General features: G+C 54.3%; 20 protein-coding genes and 1 tRNA gene. 9 read left to right on the top strand and 12 right to left on the bottom strand.

Annotation, left to right across the window (positions count from 1 at the left end):
* Positions 1-58 precede the first annotated feature (58 nt).
* From BN1936_RS00660 to BN1936_RS00675, 4 genes are all read right to left on the bottom strand, one after another.
* Entirely contained in the window at positions 59-1,231 is a 1,173-nt protein-coding gene (locus BN1936_RS00660) for an MFS transporter (RefSeq protein ID WP_049686406.1), read from the bottom strand.
* 168 nt (positions 1,232-1,399) lie between these two features.
* Positions 1,400-1,738: an integration host factor subunit beta gene (locus tag BN1936_RS00665; RefSeq protein ID WP_049686486.1), complete on the bottom strand. Its 339-nt coding sequence runs from the start codon at positions 1,736-1,738 to the stop codon at positions 1,400-1,402.
* Positions 1,739-2,148: 410 nt separating this feature from the next.
* Complete coding sequence (locus tag BN1936_RS00670; RefSeq protein ID WP_022442986.1) at positions 2,149-2,814, bottom strand: hypothetical protein; 666 nt, start codon at positions 2,812-2,814, stop codon at positions 2,149-2,151.
* Between the two features lie 456 nt (positions 2,815-3,270).
* Positions 3,271-3,960 carry a Crp/Fnr family transcriptional regulator gene (locus tag BN1936_RS00675; RefSeq protein WP_022442985.1) on the bottom strand — a complete coding sequence of 230 codons (690 nt, stop codon included), beginning with the start codon at positions 3,958-3,960 and terminating at the stop codon, positions 3,271-3,273.
* A gap of 144 nt (positions 3,961-4,104) precedes the next feature.
* Here BN1936_RS00675 and BN1936_RS00680 point away from each other — a divergent pair, with 144 nt between their 5' ends.
* Positions 4,105-4,971, top strand: coding sequence for an alpha/beta fold hydrolase (locus tag BN1936_RS00680; protein WP_049686407.1), 867 nt, complete (start codon positions 4,105-4,107; stop codon positions 4,969-4,971).
* A gap of 68 nt (positions 4,972-5,039) precedes the next feature.
* Here the strand turns inward: BN1936_RS00680 and BN1936_RS00685 are convergent, their stop codons facing one another.
* Positions 5,040-6,623, bottom strand: coding sequence for an FAD-dependent oxidoreductase (locus tag BN1936_RS00685; protein WP_049686408.1), 1,584 nt, complete (start codon positions 6,621-6,623; stop codon positions 5,040-5,042).
* A gap of 265 nt (positions 6,624-6,888) precedes the next feature.
* On the opposite strand from BN1936_RS00685, the gene BN1936_RS00690 reads away from it, so the two are divergent.
* The 3 genes from BN1936_RS00690 to BN1936_RS00700 all read left to right on the top strand — a co-directional run bounded on the left by BN1936_RS00690 (position 6,889) and on the right by BN1936_RS00700 (position 9,887).
* The gene (locus BN1936_RS00690; protein ID WP_049686409.1) at positions 6,889-7,671 is read left to right on the top strand and encodes a basic amino acid ABC transporter substrate-binding protein; all 783 of its coding nucleotides are present in this window, start codon (positions 6,889-6,891) and stop codon (positions 7,669-7,671) included.
* A 90-nt stretch (positions 7,672-7,761) separates the two neighbouring features.
* The gene (gene mmuM / locus BN1936_RS00695) at positions 7,762-8,718 is read left to right on the top strand and encodes a homocysteine S-methyltransferase (protein WP_022443346.1); all 957 of its coding nucleotides are present in this window, start codon (positions 7,762-7,764) and stop codon (positions 8,716-8,718) included.
* A 203-nt stretch (positions 8,719-8,921) separates the two neighbouring features.
* Positions 8,922-9,887 carry a metallophosphoesterase gene (locus BN1936_RS00700; RefSeq protein ID WP_022443347.1) on the top strand — a complete coding sequence of 322 codons (966 nt, stop codon included), beginning with the start codon at positions 8,922-8,924 and terminating at the stop codon, positions 9,885-9,887.
* Between the two features lie 195 nt (positions 9,888-10,082).
* On the opposite strand, the gene BN1936_RS11150 is transcribed toward BN1936_RS00700, so the two are convergent.
* The gene (locus BN1936_RS11150; RefSeq protein WP_053101769.1) at positions 10,083-10,601 is read right to left on the bottom strand and encodes a hypothetical protein; all 519 of its coding nucleotides are present in this window, start codon (positions 10,599-10,601) and stop codon (positions 10,083-10,085) included.
* 114 nt (positions 10,602-10,715) lie between these two features.
* Positions 10,716-11,582, bottom strand: coding sequence for a Crp/Fnr family transcriptional regulator (locus tag BN1936_RS11540; protein WP_187367741.1), 867 nt, complete (start codon positions 11,580-11,582; stop codon positions 10,716-10,718).
* A gap of 294 nt (positions 11,583-11,876) precedes the next feature.
* On the opposite strand from BN1936_RS11540, the gene BN1936_RS00715 reads away from it, so the two are divergent.
* Complete coding sequence (locus BN1936_RS00715) at positions 11,877-13,412, top strand: flavocytochrome c (RefSeq protein ID WP_022443350.1); 1,536 nt, start codon at positions 11,877-11,879, stop codon at positions 13,410-13,412.
* 193 nt (positions 13,413-13,605) lie between these two features.
* Here BN1936_RS00715 and BN1936_RS00720 read toward each other — a convergent pair whose 3' ends face one another.
* The gene (locus BN1936_RS00720; protein ID WP_022443351.1) at positions 13,606-13,950 is read right to left on the bottom strand and encodes a cytochrome c3 family protein; all 345 of its coding nucleotides are present in this window, start codon (positions 13,948-13,950) and stop codon (positions 13,606-13,608) included.
* Between the two features lie 225 nt (positions 13,951-14,175).
* Here BN1936_RS00720 and BN1936_RS00725 point away from each other — a divergent pair, with 225 nt between their 5' ends.
* The 4 genes from BN1936_RS00725 (at position 14,176) to BN1936_RS00740 (ending at position 19,120) form a co-directional block, all read left to right on the top strand.
* Positions 14,176-16,005, top strand: a complete 1,830-nt coding sequence (locus BN1936_RS00725; protein WP_049686411.1) for a sensor histidine kinase — start codon at positions 14,176-14,178, stop codon at positions 16,003-16,005.
* Positions 16,002-16,622 (top strand): response regulator transcription factor, encoded by a 621-nt coding sequence (locus BN1936_RS00730; protein ID WP_049686412.1) that lies wholly within the window; start codon positions 16,002-16,004, stop codon positions 16,620-16,622. Before BN1936_RS00725 ends, BN1936_RS00730 begins: the two co-directional genes overlap by 4 nt.
* 185 nt (positions 16,623-16,807) lie before the next feature.
* Positions 16,808-17,065: a hypothetical protein gene (locus BN1936_RS00735; RefSeq protein WP_049686413.1), complete on the top strand. Its 258-nt coding sequence runs from the start codon at positions 16,808-16,810 to the stop codon at positions 17,063-17,065.
* Between the two features lie 258 nt (positions 17,066-17,323).
* Positions 17,324-19,120 (top strand): IS1634 family transposase, encoded by a 1,797-nt coding sequence (locus BN1936_RS00740; RefSeq protein ID WP_148521168.1) that lies wholly within the window; start codon positions 17,324-17,326, stop codon positions 19,118-19,120.
* A gap of 97 nt (positions 19,121-19,217) precedes the next feature.
* On the opposite strand, the gene BN1936_RS00745 is transcribed toward BN1936_RS00740, so the two are convergent.
* From BN1936_RS00745 to BN1936_RS00760, 4 genes are all read right to left on the bottom strand, one after another.
* Positions 19,218-19,311: transfer RNA gene (locus tag BN1936_RS00745), tRNA-Ser, on the bottom strand.
* A gap of 103 nt (positions 19,312-19,414) precedes the next feature.
* Positions 19,415-20,530 carry a M20 family metallopeptidase gene (locus BN1936_RS00750; protein WP_049686414.1) on the bottom strand — a complete coding sequence of 372 codons (1,116 nt, stop codon included), beginning with the start codon at positions 20,528-20,530 and terminating at the stop codon, positions 19,415-19,417.
* Positions 20,531-20,626: 96 nt separating this feature from the next.
* Positions 20,627-21,124, bottom strand: coding sequence for a YjiG family protein (locus BN1936_RS00755; RefSeq protein ID WP_022443356.1), 498 nt, complete (start codon positions 21,122-21,124; stop codon positions 20,627-20,629).
* Between the two features lie 17 nt (positions 21,125-21,141).
* On the bottom strand, positions 21,142-21,837 hold the full coding sequence (locus BN1936_RS00760; RefSeq protein WP_022443357.1) for a nucleoside recognition domain-containing protein: 696 nt from the start codon (positions 21,835-21,837) through the stop codon (positions 21,142-21,144).
* Positions 21,838-21,924: the final 87 nt, after the last annotated feature.

Below are 21,924 nucleotides of genomic sequence, written 5' to 3' on the forward strand. Positions count from 1 at the left end.
TCATAGGACTTCAGGGATTTTTTAGCAAGGCGAAAATGCGATAAAACGATGTTTTTGATTACGCTTCCTCTTCCGTGACCTCATCTGACCGGTCTCTGAACTGCGCGAGCACGGCGGAACCGCCCATGATGACCCCCATTGCGATGAAGATCCAGAAAAAGCCTACAGCTGATGCGAGAAGGCCAAATCCGGTCGGAAGCACGGTATGGCAAAGGTTTGTCAGCATCGTGCGGATGCCGAGCGCTTCGCCGACCCGTCCCTTCGGACTCTGGGTCTGAAGGAGGCTCATGACGTTCGGCTGGCTCGCGCCGAGCCCCAGACCGAGAATGAACGCGACGATGAGCAGCGGCCCAAGCTCTGTAAAGAACGGAAAAAGAATGTAGGCAAAGCTGCCGATCGCAAGAACGGCGACAAGGAACTGCCACTCAGAGATGCGTTTTGAGAGCAGCGGCATGAGAAATCGGACTGCGAACGTCGCCGCGAAAAACATACCGATCAGCCAGCCAATCTCGGTAGCGGAAAGTCCGATCGCATGACCGTAAACCGGGAACATAAAAATTTCCAGATCCCAGGCCATGGAAACAAGGGCGGAAACGAAGAGCACATTTCGGACTCTTGGGTGCGAGAGCAGCTCGAAGGCCCCCGTCTTTTTGTCGCGGAGCCGTGTCCGCTCCCAGGAAGCGGGGAGCTTATTGCGGCTCCAGTAAAAGGCTGCGAGCCCAAGCAGAGCCGCCGCTGTGCCGTAGAAGAAAGCGTACCGGTGACCGAACGCGTCAATGATCATGCCGGAAAGGATTGGCGTGACGAGACCGGAGGCCGCCTGTCCGGTTGCGAGCCAGGCAAAGTTAGCGGTCCGGTTGTGGGAGTTGGAGTAGAAGCCCATCAGCTGCTGCGATACCATGGAGGTAGACATCATGCCGATACCGGTAAGAGCGCAGGAGAAGGCGAGCGGTGTGAGACCGAAGTGCGACGTCGGGAAGACTGCCGGAATCATGACCCCGGCGAGCAGAATCAGCCCGCCGACCGCGATGGGCAGACGAGCGCCGACCCGGTCTACGATACGGCCCCATGGCATGGAGAGGAAGGTTGGGAAAAGCGCGAGAAGGCTGATCAGCAGGCCAACCTTAAAGGAACCGTATCCGTGCGAAAGCGCGTCAAGACTCGCGGTAACGCGCACAACCGAAAAGGTCATGTGAAACGCAACGGTAAAGAGAATGATGCGGAGAATCATGGGATCACATAAAAAAGACAGGCAGTTTGATCCAATATACGCCGTTCGGATGAGGTTTTAAATTGGTTTCCTGATGTGGAATTGCCAAAAAAACAGCCTCCGGGAAAGCTCTGTTCCTGGAGGCTCACTCGGTTTTGCTGATGGCCTTGCGGCCATCAGAAGGCGGTATCAGTCTTCATCCTCGGCTTCAGTCCCTTCCGGGGAACCGATCGGGACGCCGGCCTTTGCCTGACGGTCGACGACTTCGCGCATTTCCTTGCCGGCCTTGAAGTGCACGGCATACTTTGCCGGGACTTCAACGCTCTCACCGGAGCGGGGATTGCGGCCCTTGCGGGCAGGGCGATAGTTGAGCGCGAAGGAGCCGAAGCCACGGATTTCAATCCGACGGCCGCTCGACACCGCACGCGTCATTTCTTCGAGGATAAGCCGCACAGCCTCGTCCGCGGTTTTCGCCGAAATGCCGGGAATCCGTTCGCTGAGAAGAAGCATAAGTTCAGAACGAGTCACTGCAGCCATTTATTAAACTTCCTGAAAATTCAAAAATTAAAGAGTGAGATACGAATCTTAAGACGCCCGTGGAAAAATTTCCACCCCTTGACAGAAGAGGATTTTGTATACGTCTGCTACTCTGCGCTTTGAAGCGATCGTTTTCGGGTCGGAATGTGGTCTGAACATAACGGAAGAGCGGAGTTAAGACTGCTCCATAGCAGACGCTGTGACAGTTTCAGGAGAGGTGGAACGTGCCGGGAGCAGCGGCCGGACGTGAGGGCATTTGGGATTCAATCTGCGAGGCAGTGGAGTGGCTGGCGGTTTCTCCGTTAAGCCTGAAAGAGTCACGGAGTTCAGACATTTCAAAGCGGCGCGTCCCTTACCGGGAGCGCCGCTTTGAAAGAAGACAGTCAGAGTTCTGACTGTTCTTAAAAGAAGCGGGAAACGGAAATCACCTTTCCGATCGGTACCCCGCCCGTAGGCGCGCGGTCTTCTTTTGCATAAATGACAGCATCCTTGCCATCCTTGCCCGGCATCAGGAACGCGTAGATGCCGATGGTGCCGCGTCTCGGATCGCCGGCAGCGGTATTGATGACAACGATGTCGCCTGAGCAGATGCTGTACTCGGGAATGTCTTCACCCGCGATCAGTCCCTTCAGATCCTTCGGCTCAAATCCGCGGTCTGCGAGATAGAGACGGGGGTAAACGACGGAAGGATAACGGACTTCATCAAGGGGATGGAAATCAGGCTTCCCGTCAGTGAAGGAGACCGTGCAGGTCGGAGCGCGGGAGAACGTACGCGACTTGGTGCGGCGCTGACGAAGCTCCAGACGTTCTTCGGGTGAGGCATCGTCGAGAGAATGGTCCTGATCCATCCAGCCGGATGGGAGATTCAGTTTCTCTTCAATCAGGCGGGCCAGGAAGTGTCCCATGTTGCGGACGGTGCCCTTCGGGGAGCATGCGCGGATCTTGATCTGGCGGAGGGTCGGATCGGTACGCTTTTTGCCAATAGCCTCGGAAATTGCGGCAAGGCTGCCGCACTGATCGACAAGCCGGAGAAGATTTTCCCTTCGAATTTCAGTAATAATTTTCATAGTTTAAAGGTGTTCCTCTGTGTAAAGCCAAACTTATTTAATGCTTGGTACCGCAGTTATATATCTTAGCTTTTTTATTTAGAATGTATTGTTACATTAATTGTGCTAATTGGCAATATTTTAGCCGGATATTTAAAAAGAAGCATTTAATTTCAGCCGTTTGAAATTGTAAATAATGAATGTGGGAGAAATAAACCCTTACGGGTTAACGTCATGTTTAAGTGAACTCTGGTGATTGTTATTTATGCAATCACAAATCAGGCGTTTTCTCTTGGCGTAATAACTTTGTGTCACGGAAAGTAAGCGAGATTTTGTCAAAAGAGCGTCAAAATCACGTAAGACTGGTAGAGGAAATGTAACTAAATCTTTTTTATGAGTTCTGTTTTATAAAAAGTGGCACGAAAAATCATTTCAGGCCCTGCCCGACTGGATATCTGAAGACGGTGTGTGTTCCGGTCAGACGTGATCTTTCTGCGCCAGAAAGAGAAGCTGCTGCCGGGCGTAGGCATATCGGCCATTCTGCTCGGAAATCAGACCTTCCCTGGCCCACCCTGAAAGTGTCCGGCTGACAACTCCCCGGGTGCTGTGAATGAGAGCTGCCAGATCCGTGACAGTAATGGAGCCGGGAAGCGGTGCGCCAGTATCGTCAGGAACGCGGTTGCCCGCTTTGAAGAGAGACAGAATCATCAGAGCGAGACGTTCCGGAACGGTGAGGAGACCGTTCATCAGCAGTCCTTCCACCTGAGCTTCTTCCTTCAGAATGAAATTGGTTTTGGTAAGAGACAGAAATTCAGGATCGCGCGAGAGTTCCCTGAGATACAGCGGGATATCGAGTGCCAGAGCCTCAACAGGCAGCAGGGCTTTGGCCATCAGGGGCATCTCATTGCCTGGCTGTGAGATAGCGCGGATGGCTCCCAGAGTGGTGCCGGCCGGAAAAAGCCCGACCATGCGGCTGAAGTCCCCGGCGCCGCCAGCCAGCGTGGCGAAAAGTCCCTTTCTGATGAAATAAACCCGTTTCTCGAGGCCGAAAGGAATCACCTCGTGATCATTAAACGTGACCTTCCAGCCGTGTTCCGTGAATATTTTTTCGGTTCCCTCCGGATCCTTAGGCAGAACCCAGGGGCTCTGTGAATATACGAAATCCATAGCAATGACTCTCCTCTGAGCGATCTATAACACAGCGCGGGGGCCGATGTCACAGCTTTGGGGGTATATTTCTGGCCGGAATCGTATTTTTCATTTGCGCAGCCCGAAAGTGCCGCCGCGGCAGAAGATCTCAGAGGAGAACCTATGACAAGGTACGGATCAATAAAGATTGAGGGGCTTGATATTTTTTATCGCGAAGCGGGGAGCCCCCAGAAACCGACTCTCCTCCTTCTTCACGGTTTCCCGTCCTCCAGTCACATGTTCCGCGATCTGATCCCGGCGCTTGAAGATCAGTTTCATCTGATCGCTCCCGACTATCCGGGGTTTGGCCGGTCTGACATGCCTCCAAGAACCTCTTTCGCTTATACGTTTGATCATCTCGCTGATATCGTCCGGCAGTTTGCCGATGAGATGGGGCTTGAGAAGTTCTTTCTTTATGTGTTTGACTATGGAGCCCCGATCGGCTTTCGGCTCGCAAAGTCGGAACCGGCCAGGATTCTCGGGATCATCAGTCAGAACGGAAATATCTATCAGGAAGGGCTTGGCAAAAAGTGGGAGGCAAGAGCCGAGTACTGGCGCCATCCGACTCCTGAACTTCGCGAACAATATAAAAGCGCCTTTGCGCCTCAGACCATCATCGGTCAGTACACATTCGGCACGGAACCGGGAAGCGTTTCACCGGATGGCTATACGCTGGATATCCACTACACGGAACGCCCGGAATATGGCGAAATTCAGTCAGATCTGATCTTTGACTATCAGACGAATGTCGCTCTTTATCCGGCATTTCAGGCGTATCTGCGTGAATATCAGCCGCCTCTTCTCGCGGTCTGGGGGAAAAACGATCCGTCGTTTATTCCTGCCGGGGCTGAAGCCTTCAGACGAGACCTTCCGGATGCCGAAATTCATCTTGTGGACAGCGGTCACTTCGCTCTGGAATCGCGCTGCAGCGAAATCGCGGCTTACATCCGAGCCTTTGCGGATCGGGTTGAGCGCGGCGCGCTGAGTTGACAGGCAAACGCCCGGTCCGGAATCCCCGGATCGGGCGTTTTCAGATCGCTGACGTCACATGTTCAGGACTACATCGAAGAGGTTTTCCCCTTGATCGCGTCTATCGCATGGATCGCGGCGAGACGGCCGGAGGTCATTGCGAAACTCGAAGCCGAGCCTTCGCAGCGAAGGTCGTACGTTGAATCATAGAGACCGCCGATATCCTGGCCAATGACATAGAGGTTAGGAATGACATCGCCCTGCAGGTTCTTCGCCTCGAAGCGTGGCGTGACTGTTACGCCGCCCAGCGTGAGGAAGTACGCGCGGATACCTTTCAGAGCGTAATACGGACCGTGATTCATATCGAAAGCCTCCAGGTGCTCAGGCTTTCTGCCAAAGTCCGGATCCCTCTTTTCGGCGGCAAATTTATTGACGCGTTCCATCGTCGCGCGAAGATTCTTCGGGGGAACGCCGATCTGGTTTGCCAGATCCTCAATCGTGTCGGCCTTGAATGCCCAGCCGCGCTTCATGCCTTCTTCCCAGGTCTTCGGGAGTTCCTTCAGAGGAACGCCGGCGAGAACGATCGCGTTAAACGGAAGGAGGGCACCTTTGTTCACCATGGTGTCCATCTTCTTCTGATCGAAGATCGTGTACATCACGCCGCCCGCGGTGGTCATGGCGTTGTAGACATCAACAAACACGGAGCCGCGGGACTCATTGAAGAAACGTTTGCCTTCGTGGTTCACCCAGAGCCAGGGCTGCGCGAGCGCGCAGCGTCCCTGCTTCAGATAATCCGGACCGCTGAACTGACGGATCGGGGGATTATCGGGGAGGTACGGAGCGTTGCCGGCAACAGTCTGCATGCCGGCAAGACCCGCGCCGACCAGCTGCGCCATGTTGATGCCGTCGCCCGTGCGGCCGTCCTTTTCCGGGCCGCGGAGCCAGATCGGTTCCACCATGCCCGGGGTCGACGAGTCAGCCACATACTTCGCGATCATCTCCTTATTCGCGGCGAAACCGCCGGTGGCGATGATGACTTTCTTCGCCATGACAAAGATGGTATCGCCCTTGGCGCTCTTAGCCTCAACGCCGACAATCTGCCCGTTATTCGTGAGAAGCTTCTGCGCCGGGGTAGAGGTCAGAATCTGTGCGCGGTCACCCGCCGCGCGGATGTTCTTTTCGTAGTAGTCGAGAACCGCCTCGCAGCCACCCTTGAATAGGTGCCAGGTCATCAGGGATTCATTTTTCGGGTACATCGTGCGGATGCCGCGCATACCGATATGAGCTTCGTTCAGGATTTCGTTGATGGTGTCTGTCGATCCGGCGATCAGTGCGCGGAGAACTTCGGGATCGGCGCGGAAATGATGATATTCAAGCGATGCGTCAAGCACCTGATCCACTGTGGTGTTGATGCCGTGGGCCTTCTGCCAGGTGGTCTGAACACCAAGTGAACCTTCAGGGAAGTGGCCGGCGCCGCCGAGAACCCCCAGTTTTTCAAGCACCACAACACGGGCTCCATGCTTCACGGCGGTGCTCCCGGCGGAAAGACCTCCCAGCCCGCCGCCGATAATCACAATGTCTGTATTGATGGTCTGGGTTTTAGCCCAGGCGGGGCTTGTGACAGCCGTCAGCACAGCAGCCGTGATCAGATTCCTGCGTGAAATAGTGAACATAACTTTCTCTCCTTTGTGAACCACACCGGGACGAGTGCCCGGGATCCTGTTCTTATTATTCGTAAGAATTAGTTCTTTAGATGTAACTTAGGTGACGCTGCCCCACAGGGAGCTTGCCGCCAGACCGCTCCGGAGATCGAAATTCGCGGAATCCTTGCGGTATTACTTGCGGGGCATGCGGCTTTTTCGGGTTTCCCGGCGGATAATGAATCTCACCAGCTAACCACCCGTTTTTCAGTTGAAAGAATTCAAAAGAGAGGAAAACATGCTGAAGCAATTTCTCCTGGCCTCATTCGCCTGCGCTCTTGCCGTCGTCTCCGGATTTGGCGTCAGCACTAAAGCTGAAGCCAAGCCTGTTTACACCGTAGCGATGGATGCGGCGTACCCTCCGTTCGGATCTCAGGATCTGAAGTCGAAGGAATATGTCGGCTACGACGTCGACATCATCAAGGCGATTGCCGCCAAGGAAGGCTTCGCGGTCAAGATCCGCAATCTGCAGTTTGACGGTCTGATCCCGGCTCTCCGCACCGGTAACATTGATATCGCGATCAACGACATCACGATTACTCCGGACCGCGCGAAGAATGTGGATTTCTCTCACCGCTATTACATTGCCGGTCTCGGTGTTGTGGTTCAGAAAAATAACCGCACGATTCGTACGGCCAAGGATCTTGAAGGGAAGCGTCTCGGTGTTTCAATCGGCTCAACCGGTGAAGAGGCTGCCCGTAAGATCAAAAACGCTGACGTTCACGTCTATAACCAGCTGAATGAAGCCTATCTTGAGCTCCGGAATGGCGGTGTGGATGCCGTAGTGAATGACATCCCGACGAATGACTACTATGTGGCTACCGCAGGACGCGGCGCTGTGAAGGCTCTGCCTGTCGCGCTGACTCAGGAAGACCTTGGTATCGCCGTGAAGAAGGGCAACACCAAGCTTCTCACTCAGATCAATGACGGTCTTGCGAAGATCAAGAAGGACGGCGAATTCGCCAAGATCTATCACAAGTGGTTTGGCAAGCAGCCACCGAAGGCTCTGCTTCACGACTGAGCCTGATCACCCCCGGTACCCTAACCCCTGAGCGGGAAAGTGCGGATAAAGGCGCTTTCCCTGCTTTTATTAAAACAAGAGCAGGTCACCATGAATCCGATTGAATCCATTCTCAGCCGCTATCCTCTGATGGTTCTTGACTGCGCGCTCGGCACTGAAATCGCCAAGCGTGGTTTTGACACGAACGATTCGCTTTGGAGCGCGAAGGCGCTTTATGAGCGTCCGGAACTGATCCGGGAAATTTTTGAAGAGTATTACGATCAGGGCGCCGACCTTGTCGCGACGGCGAGCTATCAGGCGACGATTCCTGGTTTTGAGGCGAAGGGGTTCTCGCACGATGAATCGGCAGACCTGATCCGGAAGTCGGTTGTGATTGCCCGCGAAGCGCGCGACGCATCATGGAGCCGTCACTCCGGAGAGAACCGCCCGAAGCCGATCGTAGCGGCCTCAGTCGGCCCCTATGGCGCCTATCTGGCAAATGGCAGTGAGTACACGGGCGACTATTCACTTACGCGTAAGGAGCTGGCCGACTTCCATGCGGAACGCCTCGCGCTGCTCCTTGAGGAGCGGCCGGAGATTGTGGCAATCGAAACGATCCCGCTGCTTCGCGAAGCCCAGGCGGTTCTCGATGTGCTGAAAGACACGCCTGAAGCAAGCGCCTGGGTGGCCTTCTCCTGTAAAAACGGAAAGGAAACCTGCGGCGGTGACAGTGTCTATGAAGCCGCGAAGGCACTCGACTCGAACCCGCAGCTCGCCGCGATCGGCATTAACTGCACCGCTCCCCAGTATGTGGCGAGCCTCATTCAGGAAGTCCGCCGCGGTACATCGAAACCGATTATCTGCTACCCGAATACCGGTGAATCCTATAACCCGGCAACGAAGACCTGGTTTGGTTCCCCGCTCCCGTTCCGCGCCTATGTGCGGACCTGGTACGAGGCGGGTGCCCGCGTGATCGGCGGCTGCTGCCGCGCGACTCCCGCAGATACTCACGATATCGCGGAATTCCGTGCCGAGCTGATCCGTGAAGGAGTGCCTCCGGCGCTTTAATGATCTACGTGAATAACTGAAATCATGACGGGAACCCCGGTTTTAAGGCCAGAGGTTCCCGTTTTTTTTATGTCGGTGTCACGCGAATGTCATTAAAACGAAACGGAGCCGTCAAAAAGTATCCCTATTCTGCATAGCGTTCAGGGGAGATCAGTCAGCATCTCCCGCGGACACCATAACTTATTTAAGGATAGAGATACCAAATGAACTGCAATCGCCGTACGCTTCTTAAAACTGCTGCAACCCTCATTGTTCTCCCTGCCGCCGGCGCCGCCAAGGCTGTTTCGGTCTGCCCCGCCACCGACATTACGATTCCTCCCGAAAAGGATCTGATTTCCTCTTTCGGCTGGGTGACGGATGTTCACTACAGCGTGCAGCCTGTCCGCCGCATCGATAACGAGGATTCCACCCGCGTCTACGCGCATTCCCTCGCGAAGCTCCGTCAGGCAACGGATCTCTTCAACACCCGTAAGCTCGACTTTGTGATTGAGCTGGGTGACTTTAAGGACTGCAAGGATGACGGCGACCGTGAGGGGACGCTCGAATTCCTGCGTACGGTTGAGCGCGAGTTCAGCCGCTACAACGGCCCCCGCTACCATGTGGCCGGCAATCATGACTTTGACAAGATCACCTACGAAGACTTTGTGACGAACGTGACGAACCCGGGTGACGCGAACGGCAAGAGCTACTACAGCTTCGTGCGCGGCGGCGTGAAGTACATCGTGCTTGACGCCTGCTACAAGGACACGAAGGGCAGCCATTACTCTGAAGGCAATTTCAACTGGGTTCAGACCTATGTGCCGGATGAGGAACTTGCGTGGTTCAAGAAAGAACTCGCGACCGGCTCTGAACCGATCATTGTCTTCACGCACCAGAATCTCAACTACTGGGACAAGGGACCGATGAACAACTGGTTCATCAAGAACGCGGCTGACGTTGTGAGCGCCATGGAGCAGAGCGGCCGGGTGCTCGCCGCTCTTTCCGGTCACTATCACCGCGGCTGGTATTCGGTCCGCAACGGCATTCACTATGTTGTGAATCAGGGGCTGGTAGAACGCGCTCTGCCGCGTAACGTCTTCGGCATTGTGCACGTCGGCCGTGATCACACGGTTTATGTGGAAGGCTTCTATAACGAACGCTCCCACGTCTGCAAGCCCGCCAAGGCCTGATTTCCGCAGTACCCCCGCACGGGCCAGGGCCGTGCGGGTTCTCCTTTTTACTTTGCTTGAGGCTTCGGTTTCCGTTCCGTCCCCGGGATTCTCTCCCCTGGGGCAACGTGTCGGGAACCGCTTTTTTTATTCTGAAGAACGAAAAAGAGGATGACGCAGTAGCGTCATCCTCTTTCAGTTGCTCAGAACCGCGGATCAGCGGGGACCGGGGCCATGGGGGCCTTGTTCCTGCGGACCGTGTCCAGGTCCCTGAGGTCCATGTCCCTGCGGACCGGGGCCCGGGCCGCCCATCTTCTTAGCCTGTCCGGGCGGCATGGGGTGACCGGGACCATTCATTTTTTTAGCCTGTCCCGGCGGCATTCCATGGGGATGAGCCTTGCGGTAGGCCGGGGCATAGTCGTTGCGGTACCAGTCGTTGCGGACAAAATGCACCGGACGGCGGCAGGCGTTGTACTTGCCGCAGTAGCGGGGCCAGTCGAGACGCTCGCGATCCGGCACGTTGAGGTAGATCGCGGCAACACCAGCAGCGGCGGCGCCGATTGCAACAACAGGTGCGCTGTTCCACACTCTCGGCGCATGACCGGCGAGGGCGGGAATCACGCCCCAGTATCCCGGGTCGCCGATTGAAATACTGATGTTCGTCGCGGCGTTTGCTGCGGTCGCAGTCATGAGAGCGGCAGCTGCCAATGCAGCAGCGGCATTCTTAAGCTTCATGAGCTCCTCCTTTCCTTGTGGGAACGTTTCGTTATTTAAAGGATACGGCGGTCACTGTCGAAGAAGCGTGAGCAAACCGCAAAATTTCCTTCGAAACCGTAATTGGATATTTCGTTAATAGGAAACCGCCTGCGTTTCCGAATCCGGGTCCCGCATTTTGTCCCCCCAGAGAGAGTCGAGAAGGGATGCCGGGCGGACCCGGATTGAAATCTCCTCTTTGTCGCAGATCCAGGCGTGAATCGGTTCAAGGAGAGACGGCTGTACCCAGAGCTCCTCACCGACCATTTTCGAGAGATTCTTATCCTTCCACTGCTTCAGAAAACGGTCTATGGAAAGCCGCGATGTGTTCACGACGTTCGCGATGTAGTGACGCTGAATCGGGGGTGGCATGCGGATCCAGGTGTTCCCCGCTTCATCCTGAACGGTATGACCGTAGCTTGCGGCCCACGCATAGTAGAAAGCCGCGAGCCTCAGCTCCACGCTGCAGCTGGAAAGAATCGCGAAACCGAGACGGTCAGAAAGCTTTGCCATTTCGAACTGCCGTGCGAAAAGAAGCGCGGCCTCGGGGCTCCCCCGAAGCACCGGGCTGAGGAGATCCTTGGGAGCCGTGATGATTTCGCTCGGGATCAGCGCGAAATACCGCCCGAAACACGGAAAACCGGTGAAAAAATTCAGATTGCCGCTCGCGAACCGTCCAGGGATCGCGAGTCCGATCGCGTTTCCGTCATGTCCCAGCGCGCGGCCCGTGATGCCCTTCCTGACAACCGTGACCTGATCCACCGGGTCACAGGGCCTGAAGATTTCCTCACCGGCGTTCAGTTTCCGCAATGTGCCGACTCTTTCAATCAGCCGCAGAAGCGAGGGATGCAATGCGTGAGTAATAAAAGGTATGACAGGTGTTCTGGGAATCCCGGATTCAAACCATGCTGTCGGCCGCGGCAGTTCAACCGCAGCGTACCAGGCGAAGGGACGACGTGCCATTTTCTCTCTCCATAAAACAGTTTGTCCGCCGCTTTCTCTGTTTTTCTGTGTTCTTTTTTTCAGCTAATAGTAGCTTTTTTCCTTTGTCTGCAGAGCAAAAGACCTACCTACCGCACCCAATATTCAGTGCTAACCCCTATAACAGTTGCTGTTATATGAGTATCAACCCTTATGTTGATAGCCTATGTTGTTAGGGCTTATAGATCAGTCGAAAGTAGTACAACTAAATTGTTGGCTTAAGACCGTGAGTGAAAACGGTCTGCACAGAGCCATTCAAAGAGAGAGGAGAATAATATGGAATTTTCGCGTCGTCATTTCCTTGGTGCCGGAAGCGCTATTGCCGCGGCTGGTCTTATGTCCGCCGCCGGTCAGGCTTCTGCCCAGACCGCGAAGGTCCCCGCTAAGTGGGATGAAACCGTCGATTTCCTGATCGTCGGCACCGGTTTTGCTGGTCTTGCAGCCGCTCTTGAAGCGCATCAGATCGGCATCAAGAACGTACTCGTGATCGACAAGATGCCGACCCCGGGCGGCAACTCCATCATCAACGGCGGCGCTGTGGCCGCTGCCGGCACGGATATGCAGAAGAAGGCCGGCATTTCCGATAATCCTGATCTGCTCTACAGCGACATTCTGCGCGCTGGCGGCGGTCTCGCCCATCCGGAACTCGCCCGTCACATTGCTGACGAATCCGTTGAAAACTTCTACTGGCTCCGTGACAAGATCGGTGTTCAGTTCGAAGCTGTGACGTATCACGGCGGTCACTCCGTGAAGCGCAGCCACTCCGTTACTGCTCACATGGGTTCCGGCTTCATCAACCCGATGCTTGCGAAGTGCAAGGAATACAACATCCCGATTCAGCTCCGCACCTACCTCGAAGACATCATCGAGGACGATAAGGGCGTGGTGCTGGGTGCCAAGGTCCGTACCGGATACCGCTTCCCGCGCACCAATTCCGGCAAGGTGAAGTACATCCGCGCCCGCAACGGCGTGCTGCTCGCTGCCGGCGGTTTTGCTCAGAACGTCACGATGCGTATGAGCCATGACCCGCGTCTGACCGCGGCCTTCGGTTCAACGAACCAGCCGGGCGCGACCGGTGAAGCGCTCCAGGACGCTCAGTTCCTTGGCGCTAACACGGTGCATATGGACTGGATTCAGCTCGGACCGTGGACCAGCCCGGATGAACAGGGCTTCGGCAAGACTCCGCTTCTGACTGAGCCGCTCGTTGGCTACGGCCCGATGGTGGACCCGGCGAATGCGAAGCGCTTCGTCCAGGAAACCGGCAACCGCAAGGTTCGTGCCGACGCTATCGTCGCTATCGGTCACCCGGTCGTGATGTATGCCTGCGCGAAGAACGTTTTCGGTCAGGCTGTGGGCAAGAACATGTCCAAGGAAATGTTCGACTCCCTCCTGAAGTCTGGCGTTGTCCATGAGTTCAAGACGCTGAAGGATCTCGCGGCTTTCTACAAGATCCCGTATGACGCTCTGGTTGCTGAGAACGATAAGTTCAACGGCTACATGAAGGCCATGAATGACCCGCAGTTCCACACCAAGTTCTTCAAGGACGGCGTGCCGAACACGGAAGCGAACGGTCCGTTCTATGCCTGGAGACTCTGGCCGCGTGTCCATCACTGCATGGGCGGTCTCGAGATTAACAACAAGGCTCAGGTGCTGGATGCCCGCCACAACGTGATCCCGGGTCTCTTCGCCGCTGGCGAAGTGACGGGCGGTGTCCACGGCATGGTCCGCCTCGGCACGGTCGCTGTTGCTGACTGCATGATCTTCGGCCGTACGGCAGCCCGTTCTGCCAAGGCCTATAAGCAGCCGATGTAACTTTCTCCCGTAGTACACGCGCCTCTATCCCTACTCTCCTGGAGAGAGGCGCGAGAGATCCGGTGATTCCCCATCACCGGATCTCTTTTTTATGGGAGAAGGCGGGCCAGTTGTTCAGTCACTCCGACTTGAGAGTATTCAGACATAAAAAAACGGTTCCCGAAGGAACCGTTTTTTCTGCACCATTCTGCTATCAGGGCATCTTGAAGTTGAACTTGTGGCACTGGTTGCAGTAGATCTCAGACTTCTCGTGACCCACGTGGCAAAGCGTGCATTCCAGGTTCTGATGATAGTGCGGGGAGTCGTGCGGATTCGTCGGCTTGACGTCCTTCGTCTTCTCGGCGAGCTTCTTCGGATCGTGGCACTTGACGCACTGATTCATGTCAGGGGTCTCGATCTTCTTATCGGGGCCGTGGCAGGATTCGCACTTCATGCCGGCAGCAATATGCTTGTCAGCGGTGAAGTCGGCGGCGTAGGCGCTCGAAAGCGAGAACGCGCCAAGCATCAGTCCCAGAGCGCATAACTTGAGTAGTTTCATGGTGCTGAGTCTCCGTTTTTTTTAGGTGTTTTCTTAATTATTCCTTAAATCCATCAGTTCTACTAACGGTTTAATGGTTTGCACTTAGACCTATAGTACTCCTGGTAAGGTTATGAAGGGCAAAAGCGCTTGATTTATCGGAGAATCCTTGTGACTGCTGAAGTGTTTAGGGGATAATGGCAGATCCAGAGATCGCCCCGGCCTGATCTCATTCCTACGATTCAGATGATGCTGAAACTGATCCCGTCTCAAATTGCTGCTCTGATGTTTTGTGTTCTTGCCGCTCTTCCTGCGTCCGGAAGCGGGAAGGCGTCTGACGAATCAGCCCGGCCGCTTGTTATTGCTTCAATGGACTATGTGAAGCCAAGCGATAAGGGAGCCGTGATTGAGAAGACGGCGGAAAGTCTTCGGAAGCATTTTCCAGGGCGATCCGTGGAGGTGGCCCTTGTTCCTGCCTCGGAATTTGGCAACGAACTGACAGCGGGAAAGCTCGATTTTTTTATCACCAGCGCTGGTCAGTCCTATCGGCTGCAGCAGAACCACGGTGTCCGTGTGTTCGGAACTCTGGTGCAGCCCGGTTACCCGGATCCCAATCATGGGGACGGGGCTGCCATTCTGGTGAGGAAATCTGACGGAATCACGGATATCAGCGAACTGCGCGGCAGAACGCTGCTCGCCAATACCTCAATCGCTTTCACCGGGTTTTATGTTCCGATGGGAGAAGTGGCTAAGGTTGATCCTAACTGGGAGACTTTCTTTTCTTCTGTGAAGTTTGTCGGGGGAGGAAGTCATCTCGCTGAAGCGCTTACGGATGTTGCGAAAGGGAAGGCCGGGGTCGCGTTTGCCAGACTCTGTTTCTTTGAGTCCTGGGCTAAGGATCATCCGGATCTTGCCTCAAAGCTCGCTGTAGTGGGAGAGAAAACCGAGCCTGGAGAACCCTGCCGGCGGAGCACGCCTCTGTACCCCAGCTGGATCATTACGGGGACTAACCGTCTGACGCCGGGAGAAGCCCGGTCGGCGGAACTCGCGATCCTCAATATGCCGCCGGATTCACACGGTAACTACTGGGGAATCGCGACGGATTTTCTCCCGGTCGATCATCTCTATCGGACGCTTCGGATCGGTAAATACCGTTACCTCCGCGAAACCACGGTGCAAATGCTGCTTCGCGAGTACTGGCCGCTTTTTATCATCGCGGTGTTTGCCGCGATCGGTCTGATTCTTCACGCATGGCGCTCTGACGTGCTTGTGCGCCGTCGTACAGAGCAGCTGAAGGCCCTGATGGATGAGCAGCAGAAGCTGCAGAAAAAGGCGCTTGACGCCACAAAGCATCTGGACGCGCTGCAGAAAATGGGAGCCCTCGGACAGGTGTCCGGAATGCTGGCGCACGAGATGCGTCAGCCGCTTTCCACAATGAGTTTTTATCTGGATGGACTTCGGATGCTGCTGAAGCGGGGGGTGATCGGTCCTGCGGAGAAACTCTCGGAACCTCTTTCTCAGATCGAGCGCCAGGCAAAAAAGGCTTCAGATATCGTCGATCATGCGCGCTCCTATGCCCGTTCCTCGAGGCTTGAGGGGCGCCGAGTCTGGATCCGTCTTGGTGACGCACTGAAAGAGGCGGCGGAAAATTACCGGGTATCGAGAAAGAAACCTCTTCGGCTCGACGCATCACACGCCGACGTGGATGTCTGGGTGAGGATGGATCCACTGGAACTGGAGTGTGTGGTATTCAATCTCCTCAAAAACGCCGGGGAAGCAGCGGAAGGGTCGGACTCTCCCTCTGTAACGCTTGACGCTGTTCCGGGAAACGGCAAAATCCGTGTTGAAGTGCTGGATAACGGTCCCGCCCTTGACGATGAGGCTTTTGCGAGGCTCTCTTCTCCGCTTAACAGCACGAAGGAAGGCGGTCTCGGACTTGGCATTTCAATTGTCCGGGAGCTTCTCAGTTCATACGGCAGCCATCTTCTCTATGAAAGAATCCCGCAGGGTGGCCTCCGGGCATCATTTGAGCTGGAGTGCGTGAAGGAAAATCCAGGTGAAGGAGAAAAGGAATGAAGAATCTTGAAGAAATGCAGGATGAGACTCTCATCCGCATCGTGGATGATGACTTGGATCTTCGGAAGGGGCTTTCCTTTATGCTGGAATGCGCGGGATGGAGGAGCGCCGCCTATCCCTCCGCCCGTGATTTTCTGACCCAGGATTCCCCTTCCATCCCGGGCTGCCTGATTCTGGATGTTCAGATGGCCGGGATGACAGGAATCGAGCTTCAGCATGAAATGAACCGCCGCGGAAACACCCTCCCCATCATTTTCCTGACCGGTCACGGAGACATCGATATGGCGGTCACCGCCATGATTGATGGTGCCGCGAATTTCATTCAGAAGCCTCCGGAAAGCGGAAAACTCCTTGCGGCAATTGAGACCTGCGTCCTGCAGTCATTGAAGAATGCGGAAGGGACTTCGTCCCCCGCGGTGCTCCGTCAGAGGCTCTCTCTTCTCACAAGGCGGGAGCTCGAAATCGCGGAACTGGTGGCGGCAAGGCTGACGAGCCGGCAGATCGCGGAGCGTCTTGGTATCAGTGAGCGGACCGTGGAGGTGCATCGCTCTTCTCTTCACCAGAAACTTAGAATGCAGATTACAGCTTCCTCACTCAGTCAAATATTAAAAAAATAAGTTTCCGATAAATTCATCCTTTTCTCGATAACTTCGGGGTCTTGTCAGATTCTGGTCGATATTTTCAGTAATTAAATATAGAATCAGAACTGATGTCGTTCCATGTGCGGATGATATAATCAATTTTGACAACTTTGAGTGCGTTTGCAGCGCCTGCCCTGAGACCGAGTCAGAAAGGATGGAATATGGAAAACAGCAAGATTGTTGACGCCGAACCGGAAGACGGTGCTTCCTACCGAGAGACGCTTTCCAATTTCGGCGGCTATCTGTCCCGGGACGGCAGCTATGGAGACCAGGAAACCCGCGCCATGCTGGAGCGGATACTGAAGAACCAGGAGTACATCATCAGCCGCCTGATCCGTGTCGAAACGCGTCTCTTCAAGCTGATGCAGGCTGAAGGAGTCAGACCGGACGGCACGATATTCAGAACGGATAAGAGCTGAACAATTTTTACTGGCTGAGAGTTCCGAAGCCCCCGTATTCCTTTCCAGGGAACGGGGGCAATATTTTGCCTGTTTTTCTCAGCGGGAGAGTAATGAGTTCCCATCCATTCGAGGCGGAATAGATAGAACCCAAACTCCCGGAACATAGCTCCGGGATTTTTTCATTCTGGAAAAAATTCCTAGTAAATTTAAATAGTTGAGATTGACATTAAGGGTAATTCTTGATATTATAGTCTATAAATATTGATAAAGACTATTATGGCTCGACCAAGAACTCTACCAGACAACCATTTCCGTTTCTCCACCTTCAGAAAAGGAGATTCCACCTATGTTTATGGCTATAGAAATGAGTGGGATCCGGTGAAGAAACAGTCAAGAATTGCCAAAAGGATTTATGTCGGCACGCTCAATGAAGCAACCGGAAGACTTAGACTGGGCAAAAAGTACTTATCCAATCATCCTGAGTATGAAGGCAAGACGCTTTACTTTGAAAATCGTACCCTCGTTGAAAGATCCGAGCAGGATGCTGCAGAAGAAGTTCAACAGCGCGAGCAGTCATGGGCTTCAAACAACCTTTCTTACGCTGCCACCTGGGCCCTTTGGCAGTTCGCCTCCAAGAACCGAATTCTGCAAAACCTGCAGGCGGCGTTCGGAAAACAATTAGGAACCGGCCTTCTGGCTTTGGCCGTCTATCAGCTCTTAGACGGGGGCGCCATGAACGGCTATGAAGACTGGCTTCCCGACAACTGGCTTCCTGTAAGCGCTCCTTTAAGCTCTCAGCGCATCAGCGAACTGCTTGCTCAAGTCGACCATGAGGACATGGTTAATTATTTCCGTTTACGATTTGACCGATCCAAGCAGAATTATCAGAAATGGCTTGAGGAAATAAAACAAAAGGCTCAGAAGCAGGGCTCGGCCATGCCGCCTTCAACTCTGCAAAAGATGTATATGGCGCTGGACTCCACGGCAATAAGTACCTTCTCTATGACAATCGAGGATGCGGCTTACGGGCACGCCAAACAGAATCCTGAACTCAAACAGATAAACCTTACGCTTGCCGTGGATTTCTTGAACGGAGACGTCTGCTATGCCAGAGAAGACGAAGGCTCGATAACCGATAAGTCGGTCTACAAATCCATCCTGGCTCAGATGAAAAGCTACGGCTTTGATCTTGACGAGACAGTCCTGGTGACCGACCGGGGTTACTCTTCCCTAATGAATCTTCAGAATCTTTTTAATACCGATGTCAGCTTCGTCGCCGGCGTTCCTATCGTGGAAAAGGGTTTAAAAGATAAATTTACAAAGTTCCGTGAAGCACTTTGCGACCTCGCTTTTTACAACAGTGAGTATGAAGTTTATTGCCGAACCATAAAAGAAGACTGGAAGCAAAACACAGAGGCCGGCTCAGTAAATCGTGACTGCTTCGTGCATCTGTATCGGTTCCCGGAAATTGCGCTCTCTCAGCAGAAGCAGCTACTAAAGAAAATAGATAAGGTCTTAGATAAAAAACGCGATGGAAAAGTCGTAGATCGAGATGACTGGAACTTCGCTGCCCGCTTCATAACTGAGTGCAAAGAAGAGCAAGACGGCAAGGAAAGGAAAATATGGGAGAAAAACCTCGAGGCTCTCAGACTCTGGGAACGCACTGCCGGCTGCTTTGTTATCCGCAGCGACTGGCTCGAAGATCCGATCGAGGCTCTAAGAATTTACAGGCGCAGGAATATCGTTGAGGTGGCTTTCCGACAGTTTAAAGTCCTTAACGGAGGAGACCGACTGCAGGCAACCCAAACCTCTTACATGGGCAAATTGATGGTACACATAATCGCTCAGTCTCTGAGGATGGCTATAACAGTGCAGGCTAAAAAAAGAGAAACTCAGGAATTAAAACTCCCCGATAACTCGGTGGAAAAGTTACTGGCCGCATTGAAGAGGATCAGAGCGGTGAGGGCACCAACGAGAGCTACATGGGTTGTGGAGCCTCTGACGAAAAAAGCCCAAGACATGCTTGAGCTTTTAAACCTGCCTAAACCTCCCATGACGTTTAAGTCAATATAGAACTATGTCACGGGAGTTCAGGATAGAAATCGCGTTAAAATCAGATATTCAGGCAAAGAAAAACCCCGAAGGATTTACCTTCGGGATTTGCAATTCCTGGCGGAGAAGGAGGGATTCGAACCCTCGAGACCAGTTATATTTGATCTGCACCCTTAGCAGGGGTGTGCCTTCAGCCACTCGGCCACTTCTCCGATAGCGAGGAAATTAATCGTCGCTAGAGACTATACATTCTACAAGAAGTTGCGCATTATTTCAAATAAAAAATTAAATCCTGTGATGCAGAAGTTATTTCTGTCAGATCAGCGAGTAAACATTCGCCTGCATGCGGATGCGCTCTTCGACCGTATCAAGCTGCAGATATTCGCGCTCGGTGTGTAGTCCCGATCCGGCAGGACCGCAGCCATCCACAACGGGAACCCCGCTTTCCGCGATGTGGTTACCATCCGAGCCGCCGCCCGCATCCACCCACTCAGCAGTGAAGCCGGCCTTTTCGGCCGCCTGATTCACAATGCCGACAAGTCCCTTTGTAGCTTCGGAGAGCGGCATGGCGGGAAGGAATGAGTTGCGCTTCAGCTCGCAGGTCACGCCTTCAACCCAAACCTTCTTCGCGGCTTCCTGAATCTTCTGATCGAGCCACCTGCCGTCTTCGTCCTTCCAGAATCGGGTATCAATTTCAACGCGGGCGAGATCTGGGATCGCGTTCACGATTTTTCCGCCTTCGATGATGCCAGGGTTCACGGTCGTCCCGCGCTCGAAATCGTTGTACTGATAGATCTCACTGATAAATCTCACCAGAGCGATGTTGGCGTTATGGCCTTCCTGAGGATTGTTGCCTGCGTGAGCTGAAAGCCCGTGGAAAGTGACGGTGTAGAGGGCAGAGCCTTTTCTGGAACGGACCAGGGCGCCGTTTGCGCGGGCCGGTTCACAGATCAGAACGCGATCCGCTTTTTTGCCCTGAGCGAGAAGCCATTCAGAAGACCAGGGTGAAATCAGCTCCTCATCCGGGTTGCAGCAGACGAGGATCGAAAGTCGGTCAATATCTTCCTTACGGGCGGTTTTGATGCCGTAGAAGATAGAGAGAACCCCAGCCTTGCAGTCGAGACATCCTGGACCGTAGGCCTTGACATCATCAAACCGGAAAGGTCTCGCGGCAGCCGTTCCGTCCGGGAAGACCGTGTCGAGATGAGCGTTCAGCATGATGTCATAGTGATCGGCTCCCGGGCGGTTGGTCGCGAGGAGAGCCTTTCCGCAGTCCGGCGACAGATCAACAAGCTCCGCATGGAATCCGATTGATTCATAGTGCCGTTTCATGATTTCAGCGGCTTTTGTAACGCCAGCCGCGTTTCTCGTTCCCGCGTCGATGTTGACGAGTTCAGCGAGGTCTTTCAGGAAATCCTGCAGGATTGTCATTTCTGCTCCTTCAGCTATGCCTTCATGCTGTCAAAAAGAAAAAACCGAACGGGGAGAGAGCTCCGCCGTTCGGCTTATTGTAGAGATACCTGAACCTCAGGATGCGAGCACGATGAGCCGCATGACCCAGAGCGAAAGAATCGCGACGATGACAGGTACCGTCATGATGATCGGGACCATTTTGCCGGAAACACCGATCACGCCGAGGACGCGTCCTAGGTATTGGACCTGAGATCCCATCAGGAAGATCGCGGGAGTCAGGATCGCGAGATCTGTGCCATTCAGCGCTCCGGATGAGTGCAGCGCAATCGCCGTACCGACACCGCCGCCCGCGGAAAGCCAGGCGCCGAGAAGCACCACGATAGCTTTTCCGGGAAGTCCGAAAATCTCCATCACGGGGCCGCAGGTATTTCCGACGAGCGTGAGTATCCCGGTAATATCGAGTGCCTTGATGATGACAAACGCCATCACAACATTCGGAAGCATTGAGCCGATTGCGATACCCCAGCCTTTCTTTGCTCCGCGGACAAACACGTCCGTCACAATTTCCTTTCTTTCAGGCTGCACCGCGGCCGCCATTTTTTCTTCTGCCATTTTTCTTTTCCTGTCTATCAAGAGGCGGACTTTTTGCCGGAGAGGAAGAGCCTCATAATCCAGGCGGCAACCACTTTTCCAAGCAGCTCGATCCCGAGCCCGACGCCGAGCGCAATCGGGAGGAGAGGTTTCCCGTCTGGTCCCATCAGCGTGAAGAGGACCGCGCCTGAGGCGAGGAAACTTCCGATACCGGCACCCGCTGTCTGCTGGAACGTGGCGAAGATGGTGACTTCTTTTTCAGTCAGTTTTCCTTCGTCCTTCAGCTGACGGGTCATGGCAGCACCGCCGTCAGAAGACTGGAGTGAGGCGATCAGGGCGAGACAGGCGCTGCCCGGAATACCGAGAAGACCGCGGAGAATCGGGGTGAGGAGCTTTCGGGCGGCATCCAGCGCGCCATAGTGCTCACACACCGTCACCATGCCGATCGAGAACATGATGGTTGGAATCAGGGTGAGGGCAAAGCAGAATCCATCAATCGCTCCGGATCCTCCCTTACCGCGGAAGTTTCCGAGGACGGTCTGCAGCGTGCCGGCATCATTCATGACCGCCGTCTGTACTACCTTGCCCCACGTGCCGTTCAGGGTGATGAAGTCAAAAATGCCCCACCAGTGATTTGAGGCGAATGCGCCGGAGAAAAACACGCAGGCAAAAATCAGCGAGATGTAGGCGCCGATCCCAACCTTCTTCTCAGGCTGGGTCAGTTCATCGGACATATCGAGAGCTCCTATTTTTGTTGACTAATCCGCCGGTCACGTCGCTCGGGTCTGTGCCGGCAAAGGGTTTTCCCGAAAAAAGAAGTC

The organism is Dakarella massiliensis, from assembly GCF_001182045.1.
Taxonomy (GTDB): domain Bacteria; phylum Pseudomonadota; class Gammaproteobacteria; order Burkholderiales; family Burkholderiaceae_F; genus Mesosutterella; species Mesosutterella massiliensis.